We start from the raw sequence: 23,014 nt of genomic DNA, 5'->3' as shown, positions 1-23,014 counted from the left end.
GTCGCTTTAGCCGACTGCTTGTGAGCACCGCTTTACCCCACCGCTTCAACCAACCGCCCACCCCGCCAACGTATCGCCGAAACCACCTCGCGCGCGAGCTGCCGCACGCGCACTCGTAATCACGCGCGGCGCCGCGCTCCACGCGATACGCGCACCTATCGCGATCAGCCGATCCACCAGCGCGACATCCTCGCTGCACGTGAGCGGCGGAAAGCCACCCGCGCGCCGGTACGCGTCGGCCGATACGCCGAGGTTCGCACCGTGAATATGTCGATGACCGTCCGCATCCACGTAAGTCTTGCGGAAATATTCGCGTACGCTGTGCGGATGCGGGGTCCAGTCGTCGACGGCAATCGAGCCGCACACCGCGTCCGCGTCGAGCGAAAGCTGGGCGACCAGCCAACCCGGCGACACGCGGCTGTCGGCGTCGGTAAACGCGAGCCAGCGCGCGCCATCCGCCAGCAGGAAGTCCGCTCCGCTCGCACGCGCAATGCCGACATTGCGCGCCTTCAGTGTGAGCGTCTCGACACCGTAAGCACGCGCGATCGCTCCGGTAAAGTCGTCGCAGTCGTCGAGCACCACCACGATGCGCACCGTTTCCCCCGCCAGATCCTCGTGGCGCGACGCCTCGATCAGGGCCGCAAGGCAAGGCGCCAGCAACGCCTCTTCGTTATGCGCCGGAACGATCACGCCGATCATAGGAGCCCCTCGCGCTGCGCGACCGAACGGGCGTCGCGCGACCAGACGTCGATCAACAGATCGGCTTCATCGTGATGCGCGAGACGCGAAAGGCCGCAGCGTGCATCGAACAACGCATGCGCGGCGTCCGCGGATTCGAGCGCTTCGGCGAAGGGCCGGCGCCAGTGACAGGCGAGCAGCGTGCCGTCCGTCGTGAGCGACGCGGAGACTCGCGAAGCCAGCGTTTCGAGTTCCGCGGCGTCGAGGTAGTAAGCGAATTCGCTAATCACGATCAGATCGAACGGGCCGGCCTCGGTTGGCCACTCGCCCGGCACCGTGCGCTGTTCGACACGAACCTGCGGCGCGCCGGCGACGCGCTCGCGCGTCAACTGCACGGCGCGCGCGTGCAGGTCCGCGGCGAGCAGCATGTCGCAGCGCCTCGCCAGTTCAACCGTCAGTTCGCCGTTCGCACAGCCGGGTTCGAACGCGTTCCGGTAGCGCGGACGCGGCAGCAGCGCGAGCGTGAGCGAGCGCTTGCGGCGTTCGTACCAGCCTTCGCGCAGCTTCCACGGATCGTCGCTCTGTTGATAGAGTTCATCGAAGTAGGTGGCGGGCGAGCTCATGTCAGCGGCCCTCCGTGACGGGTGTCAGAGCATCCACGGGGCACCTCCGGCATCGCGATCATCACCGCCCTTGCCCGCCTCGTCCGCTTCCGCGGCGGCGCTCAACTCACCGAGCGCGGCAAGATCGCGCTCCGCGTGGCTCTGCCGCAGAAACACCGGCAGGTCCGCCAGCGCACGCGCGAAGCGCGCATTGCGGCACAACGGGCCAGCCCCGAGCGTACGCGTTGCATGATTCATCACGGCGCTGGCGGCTTCTTCCACCACGAGGCGGGCACGCATCGCCTCGCGCTGCGAATCGGCCAGCGGATTGGCGTCGATGTGCGCCGCGGTCTCGCGCAATACCGCAGCGGCGCCGGCCAAGGCGACCTCGACCGCACCGAGATGCGCAAGCCGATGCGAGTCCGCGCGCTGCGTGGACGCTTCACGCAGCATCCGGCCGATTTGCGCGGCGGCGCCGTACCAGCACGCCGCGATACCGGCGCTGCCGTGCCAGAAGCCCGGCCGGCGCACATAGTCGTGCGCGCCACCCACCAGCGTTGCACAAGCCTGGTTGAACGTCACGTCGGCGCTCGCCGTGGCCTGCATGCCGACGGCTTGCCATTTCGACGTATCGATCGTGATCGACGGCTGATCCATCGCCACGGCCGCAAGCACCGGTTCGCCATCCAGCCACGCGGTCACGAGCGCATGCGTGACGACAGCGGCGCCGGAGCACCACGCTTTCGTACCGGTAAGATGAAGGCCTTCGCCATCGCTTCGGAATCCTACTTTGACGGCCTGGACGCGCGCGTCGGGCGGCTCGGCGGCCCACACACCCCAGCGGCTTCCCGCCGGCGCCTCCGGGCCGTGCAATTCCGCGAGAATAGCGAGCGCGTCAGTGTGCCCTTCGAACAGTTTGACGAGGCCGAGATCGCACGCCGCCACCGCGGCGAGCGCGCGCCAGCGCGCGAGCGTCTCGCCGTGGCCCGGCAAGGGCACGACCGGCGCACGGTCATAGCCGCGTTCGACCAGCGCGCTCAACACGCCGCCCAAGGCGACGGAGTCGTTCGGATCGAAACGCGTGCCATGCAGATAATCTTCGAGCGATCCGGCAAGTTTCGCTTCCGTGCGCGCGCGACGCCCCGCGTTTTGCGGAGCCTCGGGGGTGATCAGGCCGGAGCCGTGCGGCGGCCGGGTAGTGACGCCGGCCCCACGTTCACGCGTATCGAGCATCGTGCCTCCTGAAGCTGTTCGATCGATTGCCGGCAGATCCTCAAAAGGGACCGCCGGCCATACGAGGCGGACAGCAAGCGGCGTGCCTCAGCCGGCGAAAGGCGGAGCACGCCAAGGTTTCTTCAGGAAAGCGGAAGCACGCGCAGACTGTTGTCGCGCTCTGGAATGAAGGAAGCGCGGGCTGATTCGAGCGCTAGCCAGTAGCGCGCCCGCTACGCCGCGCCTCGACCTCCGCGAGCAACGTATCGAACAACGCGAGTTCCACGGGCTTCACGAGATGCGCGTGGAAACCGGCCCCGCGGGTGCGCTCGCGATCCGACGCCTGGCCGAAACCGGTCATCGCGGCGTACATCGTATCGGCGAGCGCGGGCATCTTGCGCAGCACCGCGATGGTAGCGTAGCCGTCCATCTTCGGCATCGCGATGTCGATCACGGCGAGGTGCGGCGCGAAGCGCGGCGCGACCTGCAGCGCCTGCTCGCCCTCGTAGGCAATGCGCACTTCGTGGCCTTTGAGTTCGAGCAGCATCGCGAGACTGTCGGCGGAATCGCGATTGTCGTCGACCAGCAGAATGCGCAACGGCGCGACCTGACCGCTTGCCGCATTCGCCTCGTCGTTGGCTGCATCGGACGGCGCGGCGGCCAGCGGCAGACTCAGCGTGAACGTACTGCCGCTGCCCGGCCCCTCGCTGCTCGCGACAATGCTGCCGCCGTGCATCTCGACGAGTGACTTGCACAGCGTGAGGCCGATGCCCAACCCGCCTTCGCCCGAGCTCTGCGCATCTTTTTCCTGGGCGAACAGTTCGAAGATCTTGTCGAGCGAGCGCAGAGGAATACCGCAACCGCTATCGCGCACTTCGAGCACGGCCATGTGAAAATCGATGCGGGACGAAATTTCAATCACACTGCCCACCGGCGAAAATTTCGACGCGTTGTGCAAGAGGTTCTGCAGCACCTGGACGAGACGCGTCATATCGCCTCGAACGAAGATCGGCTCGACCGGCATAAGCAGCACGACGCGCTGCTCGTGCGCGTCCGTAAACGGCCGGGCTGCCTCGACGCCGCGCGCCACCACCTCGGCCAGATCGATGCGGCCGAGGCGCAGCTCGACCTTGTTAGACATGATGCGGCCGACATCGAGCAGATCATCGACAAGCCGAGTGAGGTGCGTAACCTGGCGGTCGATCAGATCGCGCGAACGCGCGAGCGTGGGGCTGACACCGGTTTCGAGTTGCATCACCCCGATCGCATTGCGCACCGGCGCGAGCGGGTTACGCAATTCATGCGCGAGGGTCGCGAGGAACTGACGCATGCGTTCGCCCGAACGCTCCAGTTCTTCGCGCTGACGCCGCTCGGTCAGATCGCGCGTGACCTTGGCGAAACCACACAGCCGGTTCGATTCGTCATGTATCGCTGTGATGTTGACGTTGGCCCAGAACGTCGTGCCGTCCTTGCGCACCCGCCAGCCTTCGTCCTCGACGTGGCCGAGCTGCCGGGCAAGCGCCAGTTCACGCGCGGGCTTGCCCGCCGCCGCTTCCTCCGGCACGTAGAACACCGAGAAATGCTGACCGACGATTTCATCGCGCGTATAGCCTTTGATGCGCGCGGCGCCGGCATTCCAGCTCACCACATAGCCTTGCGGATCGAGCATGAATATCGCGTAGTCCTTGACACAGTCGACCAGCAAACGGAAACGCTCTTCGCTTTGCCGAAGCGCTTCCGTGTACTCGCGTTGCGCGGTCAGGTCGCGCGTGATCTTGGCGAAGCCGGTAAGAATGCCGGCGTCGTTGCGGATCGCCGTGATCACGACGTTCGACCAGAAGGTCGAGCCGTCCTTGCGGACACGCCAGCCTTCGTCCTCGAAACGGCCGGTGAGCGACGCCTGTTGCAGTTCGTAGGCGGGCCAGCCGCGCGCCACGGCTTCCTCGGTGTAGAAGCGCGAAAAGTGCTCGCCGATAATATCCGTGTCTGTGTAACCCGCCAGTTTCAGTGCCCCGCCATTACAACTGACGATCCGCCCGGTCGCATCGAGCAGGAAGATTGCATAGTCTTCGATCGCCTGCACCAGAGACCAGTAATCGACATCGGCAGCCGGGTTCATGCGAGCCGGCGCCGCAGCCTTGGCAGGTTCGCCGTTTTCACCGGTAGAAGGGACATCGAGCTGTTTCATGATTTCAAAGGATGAGGGTTACGTGCAAAAGCATACACCGGCATCCGCTGGCCGCATCCGTTTATGGTGTGCCAACAAAGGACTGGCCGGCGGGCTTCGCGCCGCAATCCACGTGGAAAAACACCAGCTGGCGGGCCAGGCCTCCCGATTGCTACTGCCTGATCGCACCATCATCAAACGAACAGGAGTTGCAATTGAAAAGAGCATTTACCAGCCTCGCCCTTGCTGCAACATTGGCATTCACTTACACCGCAGCGCAAGCGGAAGGCTGCACCAAAGGCGCGGTAGTGGGCGGCGTAGCCGGCCACGTTGCGGGTGATCACGGCGTAGCGGGCGCGGCGGCGGGTTGCGCAATCGGCCACCACGAGGCCAAAAAGAAGGACAAGGAAGCCAGCGCGGCGGCCGGCGCCAGCGAATCCGCAGGGAAGTGAAAGGCGTGTAGAAAAGAGCCGGTAGTGACCTCTCCCGATCACTACCGGGCCGATCTCGATGCGCTAGTTTCGCGGCACATTTAACCGGCAGCGCTGACCTTTTCCGCCAGCTTCGCGTCGTAACTGGAGTGGACGTGCACGCGCTTCTTCTCCGGATACGCGTACGCGTATGCTTTGCGCAGTGCCAGCGACGCCTCATGAAAACCCGACAGAATCAGTTTCTGCTTGTTGGGATAATTGGCAATGTCGCCAACCGCGAAGATGCCGGGCCGCGAGCTCTCGTAGTTGGAGGTATCCACATCGACACGGCCGGCGTGAATCGACAGCCCCCATTGCGCGATCGGTCCGAGATCGGCAACCAGTCCATATAACGCGACGATGTGCTCGGCCGCGAGTTGCGTCTCGCCCTCGATATGCCGCAAGGTGATCGACTTCAATGCATCGTCCTCTACCTGGAGGCCCGCAATCGCGCCGACCATGAAGTCCATCTCGCCCGCTTCGACCGCGCGCCGCATCGACTCGACACTCGAATCCGCCGCACTGAAACCGCTGCGCCGATGCACCAGCGTCACCCGCCGCGCGACCTTGCGCAGCGCCAACGCCCAGTCGAGCGCGGAGTCCCCGCCGCCTGCTACCACCACAGTCTTGCCGGTGAAATCGGCAATACGCGGCACGCTGTAATGCACGTAACGCGACTCCAGTGGCACCGCTTCGGCCAGCGCCAGCTTCTGCGGCACGAACGCGCCGTTGCCGGCCGCCAGCAGGATCGCGGCGACATCGAACACGAGACCGCGATCGGTACGGACTGTCCAGCGCCCGTCGCCGCCCTGCTCGACCGACTCAACCCGCTGACCGAGATGGATCGGCGGGTCGAACGGCTTGCATTGCGCAAGTAGGCGCTCGACCAGTTCACGCGCCGTGCAGGACACAATGGCGGGAATATCGTAGATCGGCTTGTCCGGATAGAGCTCGATGCATTGGCCGCCGATCTTGTCGAGCCCGTCGACGATCTGGCACGACAGGCCGATCACGCCTGCCTCGAAAGCGGCAAAAAGCCCGACGGGGCCCGCGCCCACGATCAAAACGTCGGTGCGGATCGGCGACGGTGGCTGGTTGGCGGCGGATGTCATGCGCGCTCTCTTCGGATAAATGGATGACCCACCATACAGAATCGCCCGAAGCCCGGCAACGATGCCATTACCATCGGTAAGGGTGCTCGGCGCGGCGAAATACGGATGACGTTGCGCGCGTGACCGGCGTGAGCGCGGCAGCTCAAACGCGATTTAGAAAGCGGTCTCGCCGAACGCCTCTGCTTGAAGGCTGCTCGAAATGCAGCCTGGCCGATCCCCACCGCCCGAAGGCCGCTTAATAAACGGCCTCGTGCCGCGCCGTATCGCTCGCGACTTTGAAGGCCGCGGTCAATTCGCTCAATTGCCGCGCCTGATCCGCGAGCGAGTTGGCGGTCGCCGCGCTTTCCTCGACCAGCGCGGCATTATGCTGCGTGACCTCGTCCATCTGCGTGACGGCGAGGCTCACCTGTTTGATCCCTTCGCTCTGCTCCTGCGAGGCCGTCGCGATCTCGCCGACAAGGCGCGCCACGCGCCCGACCGCGGCTTCGATTTCCTGCATCGTTTCGCCCGCCTCGTTGACGAGCCCGGCGCCGCTCTCGACGCGCGAGGTCGACTCCGCGATCAGCGAACCGATTTCCTTCGCGGCCGCCGCCGAACGCTGGGCGAGACTGCGCACCTCGCCCGCCACCACCGCGAAACCGCGCCCTTCTTCACCGGCGCGGGCGGCTTCCACGGCCGCGTTCAACGCGAGGATATTGGTCTGAAACGCAATGCCTTCGATCGCGGTGATGATGCCCGTCATCTTCGACGAGCCCGCGTGAATCACGCGCATCGTCTCGACCATGCTGCCGACCGAATCGCGCCCGCGCGCGGCCATCTCCGAGGCGCGCAACGCGAGTTCGCTCGCGTGCTGCGCGTTCCCGGCATTCAGTTGCACGGTCGACGTGAGCTGCTCCATCGCCGCCGCGGTTTCTTCGAGCGACGCGGCCTGTTCCTCGGTGCGTTGCGACAGATCGAGATTGCCCGCGGCGATCTGCTGCGTCGACGAGGCGATCGAATGCGAACCGGCCCGCACGGTGGTGACGGTCGCGCCGAGTTTGTCCTGCATCGACGCGACGCCGCGCAACAGCGTCGCCATTTCGTCGTTCGAACGAATCGGCACCTGGGTCGTCAGTTCGCCGGCGGCAATCGCATCGAATTGGCGCAGCGCGTCGTTCAGCGGCGCCATGATCGCGCGGCGCAACGTGCGCCAACTGATGAACGCTACCGTGAGCCCCACCAGAATGCTGCCGATGCTCGCGTACAGGAGCGTATGAAAGAGCGTGGCGGAGCGCTCGTTCGCGTCGCTCGCCTGCTGGTTCAGATAGTTCTCCAGATCACCCTGACTCGCGTTCATTGCCGTATATAGGCCGATCAGATGATTCGCGCGGCTTTCGTCCATCCAGCTCGCGTCGCCCGTACGGATCGCTTCGATCAGTTTGTCGATACCGTCGCGACGCACGGCGGTGCGCTTAGCGTCGAGATCCTCGGTGAGGCGCCGCAGTTCGGGCGTTTTCGGCAGGTCGCGAAAGGTGTTCCACCACTTGTCCGACTCGCCGAGCAGCATGCGGGCGCGCTCGAGTTGCGTGGTCAGTTGCGGCGAGTGCGGATTGCTCATCGCCCAGTCGAGTCCGAAACGCGCCCGCGACATTGCCGTACCTGATTTGCCGAGCGCGACGACCGAGGCGAAATGAACCGAGTAAGCGTCGCGCTGCGCCTCGTTGCTTTCGTTCATACCGAGAATGCCGAGCACGCCGGTAGCGGTCAGCAATACGCCAAGAAACGCGATGGTGATCGCGATCCGCAAGTTGATGGTCAAGTTCCTGGTCATCGTGGTTTTTATCGCTCTGGCTGGTTTGGCGCTCTGGCTTTTGAAGTGCGGCCCCCGCGCACGGTGAAAAGGCGGTGGATTCCCACGCCTTGCACCTGGCAACTCTGATTATTCGACTCGGCGATCTATGTTCCACAAATGGAACAAATAACCGTATATGGAAAGTATAGCGACTCGCATCCAGCCGAAAAAATAATATTTGGCAGAGCGCGGCAAACGCACAACAACCTCACTCGCCGATCCAGGAGCCGCGCAAATCACTGTCATGCAGCAGCTTCAGCAACGTGCCCGCCGGCCGGCTCAACCGTTTTGCCGCGAGAGCGATGAATTCCACCGACGGCAGCACCGGCAGACTCGCCGTGTTCAGCGGCGGCGCAAGCCCCCGCGCGGCCAGATACTGCGGACGAACCGTGATGCCGAGCCCGCCGCGCGCGGCCGCGATACAACCTGCGTGACTGCTGCTCGTACACACCAGTTGCCAGCTGAAGCCGGCCTCGGCGAGCGCGTCGAGCACGACGGCCCGCGTCACGCTCGGCTCCGCGACCAGAATCAGCGGCAACGGCTGGCTCAGGTCGACCAGCGTGCCGGCGCGCGCCAGCCACTCCAGCCGTCCGGTGAAGAGCGGCACGCCGCGCCGGTCGCCGAGCCGCCTTTTGCCGACCAGCAGATCGATCGCCCCCGCATCGAGCAGTTCGTACAGCTTGCCGGTCATGCCGATAGTGATTTCCAGTTCGACATCCGGATGCGCGTTGCGAAAGGCCGCCAGCACCGTCGGCAGCGGGCCGAGCGCGACATCGTCCGAGGAACCGAGCCGCACGCGGCCTTTCAGACGCGGCGCGCGAAACTGCGACTCCGCCCGCGCCAGCGCCTGCAGAATCACGCTGGCGTGCGCGAGCATGGCTTCGCCGTCGGGCGTCATGGCAAGCGAATGGGTGTCGCGCACGAACAGGCGCCGGCCGACGCTCTCTTCGAGCCTTCGGATGTGTTCGCTGACGCTCGATTGCGTGAGGTCGAGCCGCCGTCCCGCCTCGGTAAAGCTGTGGCACGAGGCGACGGTCGAAAAGGTCTTGAGCCAGATGGGATTGAGCATGAGCGATTGTCGCGCCGGTTATCGGCAAAGTCGATAACAGTCAGCGCCCCTAGTGGGGTTCCCGATTGACGAGGATGTCAATATGATGACGGAATTGCCCCACCGAATGCTCCGGTCCCGGCGGCCGCCCGCTCATACCGCCGCCCCGCCGCCCGTTAAAGATGACCAAGGATTCTTCCCAGACCGCACTGCTGTGGATCGTCGCCGCCGGCTTTTTCATGCAGTCGCTCGACACGACGATCGTCAATACGGCGTTGCCGTCGATTGCAAACAGCCTGCACGTCGCGCCACTCGCCATGCAGCCGATCGTGGTCGCGTACACCTTGACCATGGCGATGCTCACGCCGGCCTCCGGCTGGCTCGCCGACCGCTTCGGCACGCGGCGCGTCTATTTCGTGGCAATCCTCCTGTTCGTGATCGGCTCGATCTGCTGCGCGAGCGCGCATACGCTCGGCCAGCTGGTGCTGGCGCGTGTGCTGCAAGGTGTGGGCGGCTCGATGCTGCTGCCGATCGGACGGCTCGCGGTCTTACGCAGCGTGACGGGCGAGCAGTACGTGGCGGCACTCGCGTTCATTTCGGTCGCGGGACAACTGGGGCCGATCGCCGGGCCGACGCTCGGCGGCTGGTTCGTGCAGGCGATCACGTGGCACTGGATTTTCCTGATCAATGTGCCGATCGGCGCCGTGGGCCTGTATGCGGTGCAACGCTTCCTGCCGGCGCATGGCGAAACCCAGGCGCCGCCGTTCGACTTCATCGGCTGCGCGCTGCTGTCGCTGTGCATGATCGCGTTTTCGCTCGCCGTCGACGCGCCCATGCCGACGCATCGGCTGGCATGGTCGGCGGCGCTCTTCGTGCTCGCCGCCGTGAGCGCGCTCGCCTACATTCCGTACGCGAGGCGCCGCGCCAATCCGCTCTTCAAGCTATCGCTCTTTCGCGAGCCGAATTTCAGCGTCGGTCTGATCGGCAACCTGGTGTGCCGCATCGGTTCGAGTGCCGTGCCGTTCCTCGTGCCCTTGCTGCTGCAATTGCAACTGGGCTATTCGCCGCTGCATTCGGGGCTGATGATGCTGCCCGCGGCGCTGGCCGGCACCGTCGCCAAACGCTGGATCGCGCCGCTCGTGCGCCGTTATGGCTATGACACGTTCCTGCTCGTCAATACCGTGATCGTCGGCTCGTCGATCGTAGCCTTTGCACTGATCACGCGCGACACGCCGCTCGTGGTCGGGATCGCGATTCTGGCGGTGTTCGGGGCGTCCAACTCCATGCAATTCGCGGCGATGAACAGCGTCACGCTCAAAGACCTCTCGCATGCCGACGCCGGCAGTGGCAACAGCCTCTTTTCCATGGTGCAGATGCTCGCGATCGGGCTGGGCGTGTCGATCGGCGGCGGCCTCGTGAATCTCTTCTCCGCGCAGGTGGGATCGGCGGCGCTCGGGTTTCGGCTCGCCTTCGTGTGTGTCGGCGTGATCACGCTCGTATCGGCCTGGGTGTTTCGTCACCTCGACGAAACACCTGCCTCGCGCACCGTGCGCGCGCAAGCGACCCAAGGCGCGGGCCGCTAACGAGACCATCGACGGCGCGCGCAACAAAAATACGCGCGATTCCGCGTTGTCCGCTATTCCATCCAAGTATGCCCAATGCATGACGAGAGCCGCATGTTCCTGTTGCATCGGACGAGCTCATGCAGATTGACGCCCGCAGCGTGATTGACGCGGTAGCGCGGCTGTCACTCCACTCATGACATGACATCATTCGTCCGCCTTACCAGGCGGCGTTTCCCCGTTTTGGCGCGTGAATTCAAACGGACTTTCGCGTTAGCATGTCACGCATTAATGCATAACAAAGGACTCTCACATGCCATTTGACGAGCGCATGCTGAACGGCATGGGCGTCTTGACGGCGATCGTCGATTGCGGCAGTTTTGCGGCCGCTGGCGAAGCGCTCGACATGTCGCAATCCGGGGTCAGCCGTTCGGTCGCACGGCTCGAAGCGCGGCTCGGCATCCGGCTTTTCGATCGCACCACGCGCTCGGTCGCGTTGACCGACGAAGGCCGGCGCTTCTACGAACAGATCGTGCCGCTTCTGGGTGGACTCGAAGAAGCCGCGGCATCCGCCGCGCAGGGCGCGACCGCTGTTCGCGGACGTTTGCGCGTGAACATGGATCCGTTCTTTTCGCGGCTCGTGCTTGGGCCAAGGCTGGGCGGGTTTGTCGACCGGCACCCCGACCTGCAGCTCGAACTGATCACCCGCGACCAGTTGGGCGATATGGTCGCCGACGGTTTCGATCTCGCGATCCGTTTCGGCGATCCGCCAGTATCGACGCTGATTGCCCGCAAGCTGCTGGACACACGGATTCTCACCGTGGCCGCGCCGTCGTATCTGAAGAAGCATGGGCATCCGGTGAATCCGGCCGAACTCGAAAGCGGCAAGCATGTGTGCATCAAATTCCGCGATCCGCTGACGGGCTACCCGTTCAGCTGGGAATTTCATCGCGGCCGCAAAAAGACCGTGATTACGCCGCAAGGCCGTTTGACCGTCAACGACGTGGGCACCTTGCATAGTGCCTGCGCAGCCGGTCAGGGCGTCGCGCAGATTCTCGCGCTCGGCGCCGAATCGCTCATGGCGAGCGGCAAACTGGTCGAGCTCTTTCCGGATTGGGGCGACGAGCTGTATCCGCTGTATGCGCTCTATCCTTCGCGGCATCATCCGCCCGCAAAGGTCCGTGCGTTTTTCGAATTTGTCGTTTCGCTCACGGGCGGCGCGCCGCGCGAACCGGCGGCCTGAGTCTCGCTTCGGCGACGTTTGCGCGGCACGCCGTGCCGCGTCAGGAAATCGTGTAGCGGTTTTGCGGGCCGCCGAGATACAGCCCGCGAGCGAGCGTCAGGATTTGCTCGCGATGCCGGTCGAACGCCGCAAGCACGGCCGGTTCGTCGGCGCCCACACTGGGGCTCAGATTAGAAATCACCGAACGGGTGACGACGAAAGCGATTTCGCGCGCATTGTCGTAGCCCCAAAAATTGACGCAGTGGTGCGAGGCGTCATAGCTGCGGCTTGGGTTCGGGAAGTTGAGGGACATTTCGTACTCCCGCGAGAAAGGGTTCTCGTCCACGGTGCGCTGAATGACGGGCATGGTCAAGCGCTTGTTTGTAAGTGTGGAGGTCAGCGTGTTCTAGAGTTGGCCTTGCGCTGCAAGGCTTGCGCTTTTTCGTTCGACGGCAGTCACCGGAGATGCGCGTCGCGCTCGCGTGGTCATCCTCCGGTAACACACGGCGCCCTGTCCGAGGTGTTTTCATCGTTATGGCAATCCGCCTCAATGGGTTGCAACGCAGCGTCCCTTAAACATAACGAAATGCCCTATGACAAACTCCGTCTCCGATTTTCGCATTCCGTCCGGGAACGCACCCGGCAGGCTGCCGAGCCAGCACAACGCTGTCGCCCCGAAGCTCGCAACCGTGGCGCCGAAAGACACGACCACGCCGGCCGAATTCGCCCAAACCATGCTGAACAAGTATGACGGTGGCAACCAATCGATCAACTACGCAAACGACACGAAAGTAACGCAAGCTCAGGAATCGACGACGAACCTGCTGACGACCGGCTACCCGCGAGGCTTCGCTAACGCGCGGATACGTCTGGAGGGTCTCGCGGCCGCTACGGCGCAGATGGACGAGGAAACCCGTGAGGGCTTCGCCGCGCGGGCGAAAGCCGTGATCGGCGAACCGGACGCCCAACGTGACGCCGCTATCCAGCAACTTAAAGCAGACGTGATTTCCCAGCTGGAGCTGACTCGCGCCGATCCGCTCAAACGCATGAATGCCGTGTTCAATATGCCGACTGGCGCCGGGCTGCTCGGCGACGCCGGCACGCAACGCTTGCAGCAGTTGCGCGACCAGTACAGCGCATTCAGCGCACCGGCCGCGACAGCGCAGCAACGCGAGGCCAGCTTCGCGCAGGCCGTCAAGATCAAGACTGATATGCAGCGCGATATCCTCAACAAGGCTGGCGACGTCTACGCGGCGACTCAGAAGTCATGGAACGATTCGGCCGCCCGCGTGAACGACATTCTCGACGCGGCGCAGCAGTACAAGCCTGACAAAATCAAACTGCCGAAAACCTCAGACGATCCCGACTGGGATGACGATACGCGCAAGCCCGCCTATGCGAAGACCTTCCCGTACCAGTCGGTAATGGAGAAGCTGCTTTCCGACGACGGCTATTCGAGCCAGGAGCGCGCCACATCATCGGCGCGTCAGCGCCCGCCTGAGCAGATCGCGCAAGATCTGCTGACGTTCCAGCAGGGCATGACGGATCGAACTTCGTCGATACATCGTCGCATGCAGGCCTTGCAGGACCAGGCGCTGACGACGATGGACAAGCCCGGAGAGGGCCTGAGCCACGTTGAAAAGCCGCAGACCTTCGAGGACGTCGCCAACAATCCACCTGCACCCGACAAGGACTACGTGGACAATCTCGCGAAGAACTACGGCGGCGCGCTCAAGGACATCGACGGGAAAAACCGCGAAATGCTGCGCGAGGATGTTCCCGGCCTTGCCGACAAGATTCTCTACGGCGTTGGCCGCGTGTTCGCCGACCTGTCGCCGATCCCGGGCGCGGACTGGCTGGCGACCAGGTTGCTCGATGCCGAATTTCCCGATCATGGCGGATTGAGCCGTGGACAGGTGGGCCTGATCGACGCCGGAACGGCAATCGGCGGCCTGTTGCTCGGCGGTCTGGGACCCGAAGGGGAACACCTCCCCGGCGTCGGCGAGCACCCTTCGTCCACTGGCGGCGCGCTCCACCCCGAGCCGTCTGCGTCGCTGCCCGCCGGTTCGGTGGATGTGTTCGAGCGCAATTTCGCGGGCAGCGGCAGCGAGACGAAAGACCCGAGCCCCACCGGATCCGCCCATCAACACGCGCCGGATACGCCCGTGCTGCCGTCGCGCTACGCGGCACAACCTTCAGGCACGTTGCAGCCGGACCCGGCGCACGCCGGAGTCCTGATCGATTCGAAGGGGCAGAGGTACATTCAGGATCACGGCCAGAGCTATCCGGTGCGCTACGACACGGCCAACCAGACGTGGCGCGTCGTGCAACCAGACAAACCGGCCGAGCCGGGCGTGCCGATCGAGCGTCGGCCGGACGGCAGCTGGAAGCCGCATGACGCTGTCGGCCTGCGAGGCGGCGGAAACGAGTTCAGAGAACGAACCGCTGCCGTGGGCGACGAGCAGAAGGCCTACCAGATCCAGCAGGCACAACAGACAATGGATCAATTGCGAACGCAACTGCACACCGTCACGCAGGATGTGCTGTCGACCGCGCGAAGGCTCGAGGAGATACGCGGGCTTCAAACAACCACGGAACAACGGAAGGCGGACCTGCTGCAGCGGAAAAATCAGACAGAACAGGAGAGCGCCAACCTGATCGCCCAGCTTCAACAACTCGAAAGCACAGGTCAGCCTCACGACCCGCAAGTGGACATGCGCATTCGCGAGCTCCGTGATCGAAGGCAAACCATTCGCGCGGAGCTCACCCGCTTCAACGATGATATGGCGAAACTGAGAGGGGAGTTGAACACTCTACTGCCCCAAATCCACCAACTCAACGACCGGCGGCACCAATACCAGCAAATGGAAAGACAACTTCAGACGCAGATCGGGGTAGCGCAGTTTGAACTGAGCCAGTTGCTGCACTAGTCAGCGGCAGCCGATGCGGCAGCACTGGCCGCATCGGCTGCGCCGCCGACAGGTTCGCGTTTCACCACACACTGTCGGCGGTGTCGCTTCACACCACCTCCTCCAGCAACTCCCGCACAGCCGCCCTCGCCTCGCGCGCCAGTTCCTTGAGATCGACACCGTCGATCCGGTCATCGGCCACCACGCGCTTTCCAGCAGAAAACAGCGCCGCGAGCGATGGCCTGCCGCCCGACGCCACCGGCCCGATCGCCGGATCGTGCAAGCCGAAATAGCGCGGGTCGTCGAGCCGATATACCGCGAGATCCGCGGCGAAACCCACCGCAATCCTGCCCACTTCGTCGAGGCCCATGATCCGCGCGCCACCCGCCGTGCCCCAGTGAATCACATCGGCCACACTCGCGGCGTTCGCGCCGCCTTCGAAACTCCCGCCGCGAAACGTGGGCTGCGCGAGCATGCCGCGCCGCGCGCGTTGCGCGAGCCATGTCATGTGCACTTCGGAGATCATGTCGGCCGCTTCGTTCGACGCCGCTCCGTCGACCCCGATCGACACCGGCACACCCGCGTCGGCCATTTCGCGCACCGGGCAAATGCCGCTGCCGAGGCGCCCATTGCTCTGCGGACAATGGGCGACGCCCGTGCCGGTTTGCGCCAGCAGCGCGATCTCGTCGGCATCGACCTTGACGAGATGCGCGTACCAGACGTCGCTGCCGAGCCAGTCGTGCTCGCCGCAAAATGCAACCGGCGATTGCCGGTACATCGCATGCGCGCTGTCCTGGTAGCCCACCGTCTCCGAGAGATGGCTATGCAGACGCAGACCGAGGCGGCGCGCCACCGCCGCCGTCGCGCGCATTTCGGCAGGCGAGATCGAATACAGCACGGTGGTCGGCGCCATCACGACACGCTGCATCGCGCGCGGCGACGGGTCGTGGAAACGGGCGGCGAGCCGTTCGATATCGGCGATGTAGGCGTCCAGTGTTTCAGGGCGCAACGCGGTCGGCAGTTCGGCCTCGAGCTGGCGCGTTTGCGTCGCGCCGCCGCGCAGCAACACGAAACGCAAGCCGAGCTTCCCGGCCTCTTCGAAGAGAATCGCCGAACTGTCGAACGGCATGTTCGGGTAGTACACGTAGTTGTGGTCGGCCACCGTCGCGCAGCCCGAGCGGGCCAGTTCGATCAGGCCGATGCGCGCCGCGAGCCGGAAGCGCCGCTCGTCGAAGAGCGCCCGGAAGCGATACGGCGTCGCGGCGAGCCACGGCGTGAGCGTGGCGTCCAGTCCCGCCGTGTCGCCCTTGAGCAGCGACTGAAACAGATGATGATGCGTGTTGACCCATGCCGGATAGACGACGCAATCGGTGGCGTCGACGATCGTCTCGCCCGGCCGCGGGGTGAGCGCGCCGATCGCATCGATCGTGTCGCCGACAATGCGAATGTCAGGTCCGCTCACGCGCGCGGGATCGTCGGCCGAGCCGCGGCCGCCAGTCATGATCGCCGCCGCGTTGCGGATCAGCGTGCCAGGTGTCGTGTGCTGTGTTGTGTCGTGTGTCGTCATGAGTTCGAGCGAGAGTGTGAAACTGAGTTCGAGACCGCGTCATTCAAAGCTGGCTGTCGTGCCAGCCGCGCAAACCCGCGCGCGACACCCACGCCGTGATGGCGAACAGCACCACGCCCGTCACGGTGATCAGCAGCAGCGCCGCGAACAGACGCGGAATATTCAGCTGAAAACCCGCCTGCAAGATCTGATAGGCGAGCCCCGCGCCGCTGCCGCCCGTACCGGCGACGAACTCCGCCACCACCGCGCCGATCAGCGACAACCCGCTCGAAATGCGCAGGCCGCCGAAGAAATACGGCAACGCGCTCGGAATCCGCAAACGCACCAACGTCTGCCAGCGGGTCGCCCGATTGATCCTGAAGAGGTTGATCAAGCCGGGGTTCACGCTGCGCAAGCCGAGCACCGTGTTCGAGATGATCGGGAACAACGCCACCAGCGTCGCGCACAAGACCAGCGCGACGTTCATGTCCTTGACCCAGATGATGATCAACGGCGCGATCGCCACGACGGGCGTGACCTGCAACAGGATCGCGTAGGGAAAGAGGCTCGCTTCGATCAGTGGACTCTGCACGAACAGCAACGCGATGACGACGCCCAGCACCGTGGCCAGCGCGAACGCCAACAGCGTGATCTTCAGGGTCGCGAGCAGGCTGCCGAACAGCAGCGGCGCGTCCTGCACCAACTCGCTCACGATCGCCGACGGCGACGGCACCAGATACGCCGGCACCTTCATCACCACGCACCAGGCTTGCCAGCACGCCAGCACCACGACGCCGACCATCCACGGCGCGATGGCCTTCATCACGCCGGGGCGTTGCAACCACGGCTGCCGCTGGGAACTGGTAGCCGGCCTCGCGGCGGATTTCGCACGCTGCCCTGCGCCCTGCGCTGCAGCCGCAGCTGCCGCAGTCGGCGACGCGGCAGCCGCCCCGCGTCCCGACTTGCCCGAATGACCCGCAAGCACTTCGCCCGTCATGATTGCACTCCTGTTTCTTCGTTCGCCAACGACGCGCGATGCGCATCGGTAATCAACTCCGAGAGCGTCTTGCAATGCTGCATGAACGGCTCGCTGACGCGATAGGCGTCGTCGCGTTCAAGCGGACCTTCGATCGGCACTTCGGCGATGATGCGGCCCGGCCGCGCCTGCATCACGACCACGCGGCTCGACAGATACACCGCCTCGTAAATGCTGTGCGTGACGAACACCACCGTCATGCCGCGCCGCTGCCACAACGCGCGCAAATCGCTGTCGAGGCGGTTGCGGGTGAATTCGTCGAGCGCGCCGAACGGCTCGTCGAGCAGCAGCAGATCCGGCTCGGTCACGAGCGCGCGCGCCAGCGACGCGCGCATCTGCATGCCGCCCGACAATTCACGCGGCAGCACGTGGCCGAATTTTGCGAGCCCCACGCCTTCGAGCGCAGCGGCCGCGCGCGCGTCGGCTTCGCGGCGCGGCACATGCGCGAGATCGAGCGGCAAGCGCACGTTGTCGGCGACCGTGGCCCACGGCATCAAAGTCGCCTCCTGAAACACCATCGACATGCGCCGCCCCGGCGAGCCGACCGTCTCGAACGCTTGCCCCCACCAGCGCAGATGGCCGTGCGTGGGCGTTTCGATGCCGGCAAACATTTTCAGCAGCGTGCTTTTGCCGCAACCCGACGGGCCGAGCAGCGAAACGAACTCGCCGGGTTCGATGGCGAGGCGCACGTCCTCCAGTGCGATCGTGCCGTTCGCATAGCGCTTGTCGACGCGCTGCACCGAGAGCGACGGCGCGGCCACGTCAGCGATAAAGGCTTGAGTCGCCGCCATGATCATTCCTCCACGTGAATGGGCAATACTTCGCGAAATACTTCGGACTCGCCATGATCGTTCAGTAGCTTGAGCAGCATGCGGCGCATCAGCAAGCCGGGCTGATCCGATTCCATATGGCACTCCTGCTGACGCCGCACGTCGATGCACGCGTCGTAGTCGGTGGCTTCGAGAATGTCGCGGTCTTCGTCGGTGATCGGGCGATCCCAGTCGATCAGTTCCTGCGTCGAACACGCGTCTTCGGTGTCGTTGCGATAGAGCCATTGCGACAGCATCAGCGTGCGGTCGTCGATCGGCGTCGCGCAGTTGTAGATGATGTGATGGATACCGCTCGCCGGATACACGCAGCCAAAGCGCCGCGCGAACGGCATGAACCAGCGGTTGATCAGATGCCGCTCGGTGACTTCCTCGGTCGTGCCGGTGATGCGGTAGCTCGCCGGCGGATTGCGCACGGGCACATGCGTCTCGGCTTCGAAGCCCCAATCGTGCGGACGGAATTCGTACTTCGACGGTTTCGGATTGTCGAACAGGCCGAAGTTGCCTTTATGCACAAAGCTGAAATGCGAGTTGTCGAACGAGTTTTCCATCATGCGCAGCGGACTCGTTTCCCAACGCTCGTAAAACTGCAGGATGCGGCGATAGCCGGGCGCACCGTCTTCGGGAAACTCGGGGATGGGCTGCAACGGGTCCTCTAGCGCGACCCACGCGTAGCCGTAGCGTTCTTCGCAGCGATATGACGGCACCACGGCTCGCGACGGAATCGCGCCGCCGCCGTTCTGCGGAATCTTCACGCATTGGCCCGAGCAGTCGTAGGTCCAGCCGTGATAGCCGCAGGCGATATTGCCGTCGCTATCGACGAATCCCTTCGACAGTTTCGCCGTGCGGTGGCAGCAGCGATCACGCAACGCATGCGGCTTGCCGCCCGCGCCTTTCCATAACACGATCGGCTCGCCGAGCAAGGTGAAGGGCTGCGGTCCGGCGTCGAGTTGCGCCATCGGCATGATGGCGTACCAGAAGCGGCGCAGGACGTTTTGACGGGTGACCAGCATGTGATGCTCCTTCTTTCAGGCGTTCAGGCGTTGGGGCGAGGTGCGATGTCTGCGTGGAGGGCCGGCCTCAAGGCATCACCTTTGCGTTCTGAATGAATTGCAGCGTGTAGGCCGCGTGATAGTCGGTAGCGGGCTTGAGCAGTTTCGCGTCGACCATGTAATCGAAGGTCTTTTTCCAGCGCGCGTCGGTCATCGTGCCGATGCCTTGCGTGGCCGCATCGCCCCCGGTTACGAGCTTGAGTTTCTTCAGTTGCGCCACGCCGTAGGCGAGTTGGGCGTCGCTCATCTGCGGGTTGTCTTTCTTGATCAGCGCATTGCCTGGTGCGGGATCGTTCAGATAGCTCTTCCACCCTTCCATCGACGCCTTCACGAAACGCGCCACGACGTCCGGCTTGTTTTTCATCGTGTCGCGCATCGTGACGATGGTCGAGTTGTACGGCGGATAGCCGTCATCGGCGAACAGGAAGAAGTGCGCGTTCGCATGAGCCTGCTCCGCCTGGAACGTTTCCGACGACGGATACGCCTGCATCGCCACGTTCGGATCGGCAAAGAACGGCTGCAGGTTGAAGGTGTACGGACGCGCTTGAGCCTCGGTGTAGCCGTACTTCGCCTTCAGCCACGGCCACCACGTCGTGCGGCCCGAACCGGCGACGAGGATCGTCTTGTTCTTCAGGCCGGCGAGACTGGTCACGTCGGCGTGGGTCATCATGCCTTGCGGGTCGTACTGGAACGCGGCGGCCACGGTGGTGACGGGAATGCCGGCTTCCACGCTGGAGAGCACCTGGAAGTCGTAGCCGAGCAGAAAGTCCGCCTGCCCGCCGGCCAGCAACTGCATGCCGTTGACCTGCGGACCGCCCATTTTGATCGTGACGTCGAGCCCGTATTTCTTGTAGATGCCGGTCGCGACGGCCTGATAGAAACCGCCGTGCTCGGCCTGCGCATACCAGCTCGTCAGCAGGCTGACGTGGTCGTCGGCGTGAGCCGGCGGCGCAACGAATACGCCGAGCGCAGCGCCGGCCAGGACGGCGGCGCCGGCGGCACGGGCTGCGATTGAACGAGCGGACACTGCAATGCGGGAGAGAAGATGCAACACGCGCATGACTGAACTCCGTGTGAATGTGGGAAGAGTTGGAATCGTGAGAAGGCAAGGCTGAATGCCGTACAGGGAACGGGCGATGTGACTGCCGCGCTGCGCGCATGCTCGATCGATACGAAGCATGGATGAACGCACGAGCGAACGCACAAGCGAACGCAGCTCGCCGCGTGTGATTGCGGTAATGCACAACAGTCGGGTGAACATTCGGGGCAACTGCATCGCACGCTCCTTGTTGGCGGAACCGGACAGTTCCGTTCAAACGCCGAATTGCTTCGACGTGGGCGCACGATGCGCCCCAAGAGCAATGCCCCACGGTGACCGGCATGGACATGCCGGCTCGCTAGCCGCTTCTACTCTGATTTTCCTTTAAGCGAATGTTGTGCCAGCTGCTGCGAAGCAGCATGCCACGCGTGCAGTGGGCGTTCAGGCGCAATGCGTCAGCGGCGGCCGCGTCGCACTGGCGTACGACTGCACTCGGGCGATGCGCGCCGGCACTGTCCAGGTGCAGACAAGATGCGAGTGCTTCGCTCGTGGCGCGCCGGATCGCGAGCCGGGCCTGCCGCTTGCTGCATCGAACATGTCATCCAATCAGGAGAGAAACATGAGCGAAACGAAAGTGCGTGGCGATCAGAAACCGGCTGATATGGAGCATCCGCAGCCGGTCGTGCACAGCGACAACGAGAAAAGCAAGCTGCCGGAACGCGACGACGAGGGCCGCAATCAGTCGCCCGCAGACCGTCCGGGCAAAAAACCCGGCGAGGGAGAACCCTCGGTTAGTTGAAATCGTCCGTGTTGGAGGGCGAGCGGCTTTGCTGCTTTTTTTTCAGCGAAGCCGCATAAATATTCCCCTTCAGCGCGCTTTCATACGGCAAACATTTCTTCCTTATTTTTACCGATTATTTTTTTGGTGTGATGGACTATTTTTCTGCTTGCAGCGACGTGTGCGTCAAGCGGACCAGCTGCCGCCCCTCAACAGATAACAAAGGCGACGCTTATGTCCATCACTTCGACCCCCTCCACCCACCCCAAGGTTTCCATCTGTCTGCCCACTTGCGACCGCCCTGATCTGCTCGTGACGTGCATCGACTCGTGCCTGACGCAAAGCTACGGCAATCTGGAAATCCTGATCGGCGACGACTCGGCGGACAGGCGCACGGAGCGGTTGATCACAGCGCGTTATGCACGCGAGCCACGCGTGCGCTATATGAGGAATCAGCCTTCCCTCGGCCAGGCGCGCAACGTCGCGAACCTGTTCAGGCGGGCGAGCGGCGACAAGATTCTGCTGATCCACGACGACGACCTGCTCACCACGGACGGCGTCGAAAAACTCCTGTCGCTATGGACGCTGCATCCGCGACTCGAAGTGGCATTCGGCGATCAGTATGAAGCCGACCATGGCGGCGCCATCGATTTCGCGGCGAGCGCGAAGCTGAACGCCGCGTTTCGACGCTCGAAGGCTGCCGAGGGCCTGCAATCCCTGCCGGGTAGAACCGGGCTCATTCAGATGTTCCCGAACAACGGCTGGATGGCCAACGCCGAACTCGTGAAACGGATCGGCTACAAAGACACGTACGGCGTGTGCTGCGACTTCGTGTTCGGCACCGAGCTGTGTCTCGCGGCGCGCGAGGTCTTCTACCTGCACGACTACGTGTCCGTGTATCGCAAGACGGCAAGCTCGATCTCGCACAGCACGCGCGGCACGACGGCCGCGGCGACGCTCTGCGCGTATGCGTACGTCAAGGCATTGAAGCTGCCGGCGCAACTCGAGCCGTCGCGCAGATTGGCGTTGCGCCGTCTCGCGCCGATCGTGGTGTCGGCTCACGCGAAGAACCGTCAGGCGCTCGCCGGATTCAAGGTCGCCTTCGCCCATCTGTTCGCGTACCGCTATGGGCTGAACGCGCGGCTTTACTACCATCTTCTGATGCTCGCGCGTGGCGCGTTGAGCGCGCGCCAGCAGGCCGTGGCGGCGGCCGCGGTCGCTGCGGTGGCTACGGCGCCCGCGGTGAGCGTGGATCCGGCCGCCGTCGTCAAGGAGTTGGTCCCGGAGTTCGCGAGCGATCATTCGGAGCCGGTGTAACGCGGCGCTGGCGCTGGACGCCGGTCAGCGCGAGGGCAATAAGCGGGTTTTCTGCTAAGCATCCGCTGCTAAGCAAACGCGTATTTGTTGCTTGGTCTCACGCAACACGCTGACTAGGATAGGTGTGATCCATCACCAGACCTGAGGCGATACGCCATGTCCGACAGTGCCTGTTTCAAGCCGCGTGTGATCGAACCGGTCGTCGTCAACCAGCCTGAAGGATTGGGGCTCGCAGTGGAGTTGTGGCTCGCGCAACCCGTCGACGGAATCACCGGGCGGGCGCTGCAGATTCACTTGCGCAGCGGCGCGAAAATGGCGCAGGCCGAAGCGCTGCGCGATCTGCTGCACGCGTTGGGCACCGAGATCATCGTTGCGTGAGCGTGCGCCGCGCGGTCGATACGCCTTCCGCTCAAAGCGTTAAAGCCGCGAAACCGGCGCTCCGGGTCTCCCTGGAACGCCGCTCGCGAACCGCTGCGGTCGTGCCTAACGGTGCGTTATGGTGCTTTGCAGATTCAAGGTTCGTGACGCAAATACCCTTCTTTCGACGGATCGCGCATACGCAGCGAGACGAGCCCGGCAATCGCGCAGAGCGCAGTGACGTACCAG

At 64.0% G+C, this 23,014-nt stretch carries 20 protein-coding genes; 7 read left to right on the top strand and 13 right to left on the bottom strand.

Annotation, left to right across the window (positions count from 1 at the left end):
• Window positions 1-45: 45 nt before the first annotated feature.
• The 4 genes from P0D70_RS30165 to P0D70_RS30150 all read right to left on the bottom strand — a co-directional run bounded on the left by P0D70_RS30165 (window position 46) and on the right by P0D70_RS30150 (window position 4,680).
• Window positions 46-699, bottom strand: coding sequence for a glycosyltransferase family 2 protein (locus tag P0D70_RS30165; protein WP_408187170.1), 654 nt, complete (start codon window positions 697-699; stop codon window positions 46-48).
• On the bottom strand, window positions 696-1,301 hold the full coding sequence (locus P0D70_RS30160) for an SAM-dependent methyltransferase (RefSeq protein WP_091793802.1): 606 nt from the start codon (window positions 1,299-1,301) through the stop codon (window positions 696-698). The genes P0D70_RS30165 and P0D70_RS30160 overlap by 4 nt, the downstream gene beginning before the upstream one ends.
• A 24-nt stretch (window positions 1,302-1,325) precedes the next feature.
• Complete coding sequence (locus tag P0D70_RS30155) at window positions 1,326-2,513, bottom strand: acyl-CoA dehydrogenase family protein (RefSeq protein WP_408187169.1); 1,188 nt, start codon at window positions 2,511-2,513, stop codon at window positions 1,326-1,328.
• A 193-nt stretch (window positions 2,514-2,706) separates the two neighbouring features.
• Window positions 2,707-4,680: a PAS domain-containing hybrid sensor histidine kinase/response regulator gene (locus P0D70_RS30150; RefSeq protein ID WP_408187168.1), complete on the bottom strand. Its 1,974-nt coding sequence runs from the start codon at window positions 4,678-4,680 to the stop codon at window positions 2,707-2,709.
• A gap of 194 nt (window positions 4,681-4,874) precedes the next feature.
• On the opposite strand from P0D70_RS30150, the gene P0D70_RS30145 reads away from it, so the two are divergent.
• Window positions 4,875-5,111: a hypothetical protein gene (locus P0D70_RS30145; protein WP_408187167.1), complete on the top strand. Its 237-nt coding sequence runs from the start codon at window positions 4,875-4,877 to the stop codon at window positions 5,109-5,111.
• Between the two features lie 80 nt (window positions 5,112-5,191).
• On the opposite strand, the gene P0D70_RS30140 is transcribed toward P0D70_RS30145, so the two are convergent.
• The 3 genes from P0D70_RS30140 to P0D70_RS30130 all read right to left on the bottom strand — a co-directional run bounded on the left by P0D70_RS30140 (window position 5,192) and on the right by P0D70_RS30130 (window position 9,141).
• Window positions 5,192-6,241, bottom strand: coding sequence for an NAD(P)/FAD-dependent oxidoreductase (locus tag P0D70_RS30140; RefSeq protein WP_408187166.1), 1,050 nt, complete (start codon window positions 6,239-6,241; stop codon window positions 5,192-5,194).
• Window positions 6,242-6,476: 235 nt separating this feature from the next.
• Window positions 6,477-8,051, bottom strand: coding sequence for a methyl-accepting chemotaxis protein (locus P0D70_RS30135; RefSeq protein ID WP_408187165.1), 1,575 nt, complete (start codon window positions 8,049-8,051; stop codon window positions 6,477-6,479).
• Window positions 8,052-8,280: 229 nt separating this feature from the next.
• On the bottom strand, window positions 8,281-9,141 hold the full coding sequence (locus P0D70_RS30130; protein WP_408187164.1) for a LysR family transcriptional regulator: 861 nt from the start codon (window positions 9,139-9,141) through the stop codon (window positions 8,281-8,283).
• 161 nt (window positions 9,142-9,302) lie between these two features.
• Here P0D70_RS30130 and P0D70_RS30125 point away from each other — a divergent pair, with 161 nt between their 5' ends.
• Both P0D70_RS30125 and P0D70_RS30120 read left to right on the top strand, forming a co-directional pair.
• On the top strand, window positions 9,303-10,703 hold the full coding sequence (locus tag P0D70_RS30125; protein WP_408187163.1) for a DHA2 family efflux MFS transporter permease subunit: 1,401 nt from the start codon (window positions 9,303-9,305) through the stop codon (window positions 10,701-10,703).
• Window positions 10,704-10,995: 292 nt separating this feature from the next.
• Window positions 10,996-11,925, top strand: coding sequence for a LysR family transcriptional regulator (locus P0D70_RS30120; RefSeq protein WP_091793789.1), 930 nt, complete (start codon window positions 10,996-10,998; stop codon window positions 11,923-11,925).
• A 40-nt stretch (window positions 11,926-11,965) separates the two neighbouring features.
• Here the strand turns inward: P0D70_RS30120 and P0D70_RS30115 are convergent, their stop codons facing one another.
• Window positions 11,966-12,217 carry a DUF1488 family protein gene (locus P0D70_RS30115; RefSeq protein ID WP_091800441.1) on the bottom strand — a complete coding sequence of 84 codons (252 nt, stop codon included), beginning with the start codon at window positions 12,215-12,217 and terminating at the stop codon, window positions 11,966-11,968.
• 631 nt (window positions 12,218-12,848) lie between these two features.
• Here P0D70_RS30115 and P0D70_RS30110 point away from each other — a divergent pair.
• On the top strand, window positions 12,849-14,834 hold the full coding sequence (locus P0D70_RS30110) for a hypothetical protein (RefSeq protein WP_408187162.1): 1,986 nt from the start codon (window positions 12,849-12,851) through the stop codon (window positions 14,832-14,834).
• A gap of 88 nt (window positions 14,835-14,922) precedes the next feature.
• On the opposite strand, the gene P0D70_RS30105 is transcribed toward P0D70_RS30110, so the two are convergent.
• From P0D70_RS30105 to P0D70_RS30085, 5 genes are all read right to left on the bottom strand, one after another.
• Window positions 14,923-16,380: an isoxanthopterin deaminase gene (locus tag P0D70_RS30105; protein WP_408187161.1), complete on the bottom strand. Its 1,458-nt coding sequence runs from the start codon at window positions 16,378-16,380 to the stop codon at window positions 14,923-14,925.
• Between the two features lie 43 nt (window positions 16,381-16,423).
• Complete coding sequence (locus P0D70_RS30100; RefSeq protein WP_408187177.1) at window positions 16,424-17,182, bottom strand: ABC transporter permease; 759 nt, start codon at window positions 17,180-17,182, stop codon at window positions 16,424-16,426.
• 170 nt (window positions 17,183-17,352) lie between these two features.
• On the bottom strand, window positions 17,353-18,186 hold the full coding sequence (locus P0D70_RS30095; protein WP_408187160.1) for an ABC transporter ATP-binding protein: 834 nt from the start codon (window positions 18,184-18,186) through the stop codon (window positions 17,353-17,355).
• 2 nt (window positions 18,187-18,188) lie between these two features.
• Window positions 18,189-19,235: a Rieske 2Fe-2S domain-containing protein gene (locus tag P0D70_RS30090; RefSeq protein WP_408187159.1), complete on the bottom strand. Its 1,047-nt coding sequence runs from the start codon at window positions 19,233-19,235 to the stop codon at window positions 18,189-18,191.
• A 67-nt stretch (window positions 19,236-19,302) separates the two neighbouring features.
• Complete coding sequence (locus P0D70_RS30085) at window positions 19,303-20,334, bottom strand: ABC transporter substrate-binding protein (protein ID WP_408187158.1); 1,032 nt, start codon at window positions 20,332-20,334, stop codon at window positions 19,303-19,305.
• A 598-nt stretch (window positions 20,335-20,932) separates the two neighbouring features.
• Here P0D70_RS30085 and P0D70_RS30080 point away from each other — a divergent pair.
• From P0D70_RS30080 to P0D70_RS30070, 3 genes are all read left to right on the top strand, one after another.
• The gene (locus tag P0D70_RS30080) at window positions 20,933-21,112 is read left to right on the top strand and encodes a hypothetical protein (protein WP_177204973.1); all 180 of its coding nucleotides are present in this window, start codon (window positions 20,933-20,935) and stop codon (window positions 21,110-21,112) included.
• 213 nt (window positions 21,113-21,325) lie between these two features.
• Complete coding sequence (locus tag P0D70_RS30075) at window positions 21,326-22,408, top strand: glycosyltransferase family 2 protein (RefSeq protein WP_408187157.1); 1,083 nt, start codon at window positions 21,326-21,328, stop codon at window positions 22,406-22,408.
• Window positions 22,409-22,564: 156 nt separating this feature from the next.
• Window positions 22,565-22,786 (top strand): hypothetical protein, encoded by a 222-nt coding sequence (locus P0D70_RS30070; protein ID WP_095419203.1) that lies wholly within the window; start codon window positions 22,565-22,567, stop codon window positions 22,784-22,786.
• The last annotated feature ends 228 nt before the right edge of the window (window positions 22,787-23,014 follow it).

Origin of the sequence: Paraburkholderia sp. RL17-381-BIF-C (assembly GCF_046026435.1) — a bacterium.
Lineage (GTDB): Bacteria > Pseudomonadota > Gammaproteobacteria > Burkholderiales > Burkholderiaceae > Paraburkholderia.
This window is presented reverse-complemented; position numbering and strand designations above follow the sequence as displayed.

What these genes read in the sequence shown, in the direction of transcription:
- P0D70_RS30165 (WP_408187170.1), bottom strand. Translation starts at nt 699, where the DNA reads ATGATCGGCGTGATCGTTCCGGCGCATAACGAAGAGGCGTTGCTGGCG.
- P0D70_RS30160 (WP_091793802.1), bottom strand. Translation starts at nt 1,301, where the DNA reads ATGAGCTCGCCCGCCACCTACTTCGATGAACTCTATCAACAGAGCGAC.
- P0D70_RS30155 (WP_408187169.1), bottom strand. Translation starts at nt 2,513, where the DNA reads ATGCTCGATACGCGTGAACGTGGGGCCGGCGTCACTACCCGGCCGCCG.
- P0D70_RS30150 (WP_408187168.1), bottom strand. Translation starts at nt 4,680, where the DNA reads ATGAAACAGCTCGATGTCCCTTCTACCGGTGAAAACGGCGAACCTGCC.
- P0D70_RS30140 (WP_408187166.1), bottom strand. Translation starts at nt 6,241, where the DNA reads ATGACATCCGCCGCCAACCAGCCACCGTCGCCGATCCGCACCGACGTT.
- P0D70_RS30135 (WP_408187165.1), bottom strand. Translation starts at nt 8,051, where the DNA reads ATGACCAGGAACTTGACCATCAACTTGCGGATCGCGATCACCATCGCG.
- P0D70_RS30130 (WP_408187164.1), bottom strand. Translation starts at nt 9,141, where the DNA reads ATGCTCAATCCCATCTGGCTCAAGACCTTTTCGACCGTCGCCTCGTGC.
- P0D70_RS30125 (WP_408187163.1), top strand. Translation starts at nt 9,303, where the DNA reads ATGACCAAGGATTCTTCCCAGACCGCACTGCTGTGGATCGTCGCCGCC.
- P0D70_RS30120 (WP_091793789.1), top strand. Translation starts at nt 10,996, where the DNA reads ATGCCATTTGACGAGCGCATGCTGAACGGCATGGGCGTCTTGACGGCG.
- P0D70_RS30115 (WP_091800441.1), bottom strand. Translation starts at nt 12,217, where the DNA reads ATGTCCCTCAACTTCCCGAACCCAAGCCGCAGCTATGACGCCTCGCAC.
- P0D70_RS30105 (WP_408187161.1), bottom strand. Translation starts at nt 16,380, where the DNA reads ATGACGACACACGACACAACACAGCACACGACACCTGGCACGCTGATC.
- P0D70_RS30100 (WP_408187177.1), bottom strand. Translation starts at nt 17,182, where the DNA reads ATGAAGGCCATCGCGCCGTGGATGGTCGGCGTCGTGGTGCTGGCGTGC.
- P0D70_RS30095 (WP_408187160.1), bottom strand. Translation starts at nt 18,186, where the DNA reads ATGGCGGCGACTCAAGCCTTTATCGCTGACGTGGCCGCGCCGTCGCTC.
- P0D70_RS30090 (WP_408187159.1), bottom strand. Translation starts at nt 19,235, where the DNA reads ATGCTGGTCACCCGTCAAAACGTCCTGCGCCGCTTCTGGTACGCCATC.
- P0D70_RS30085 (WP_408187158.1), bottom strand. Translation starts at nt 20,334, where the DNA reads ATGCGCGTGTTGCATCTTCTCTCCCGCATTGCAGTGTCCGCTCGTTCA.
- P0D70_RS30080 (WP_177204973.1), top strand. Translation starts at nt 20,933, where the DNA reads ATGAGCGAAACGAAAGTGCGTGGCGATCAGAAACCGGCTGATATGGAG.
- P0D70_RS30075 (WP_408187157.1), top strand. Translation starts at nt 21,326, where the DNA reads ATGTCCATCACTTCGACCCCCTCCACCCACCCCAAGGTTTCCATCTGT.
- P0D70_RS30070 (WP_095419203.1), top strand. Translation starts at nt 22,565, where the DNA reads ATGTCCGACAGTGCCTGTTTCAAGCCGCGTGTGATCGAACCGGTCGTC.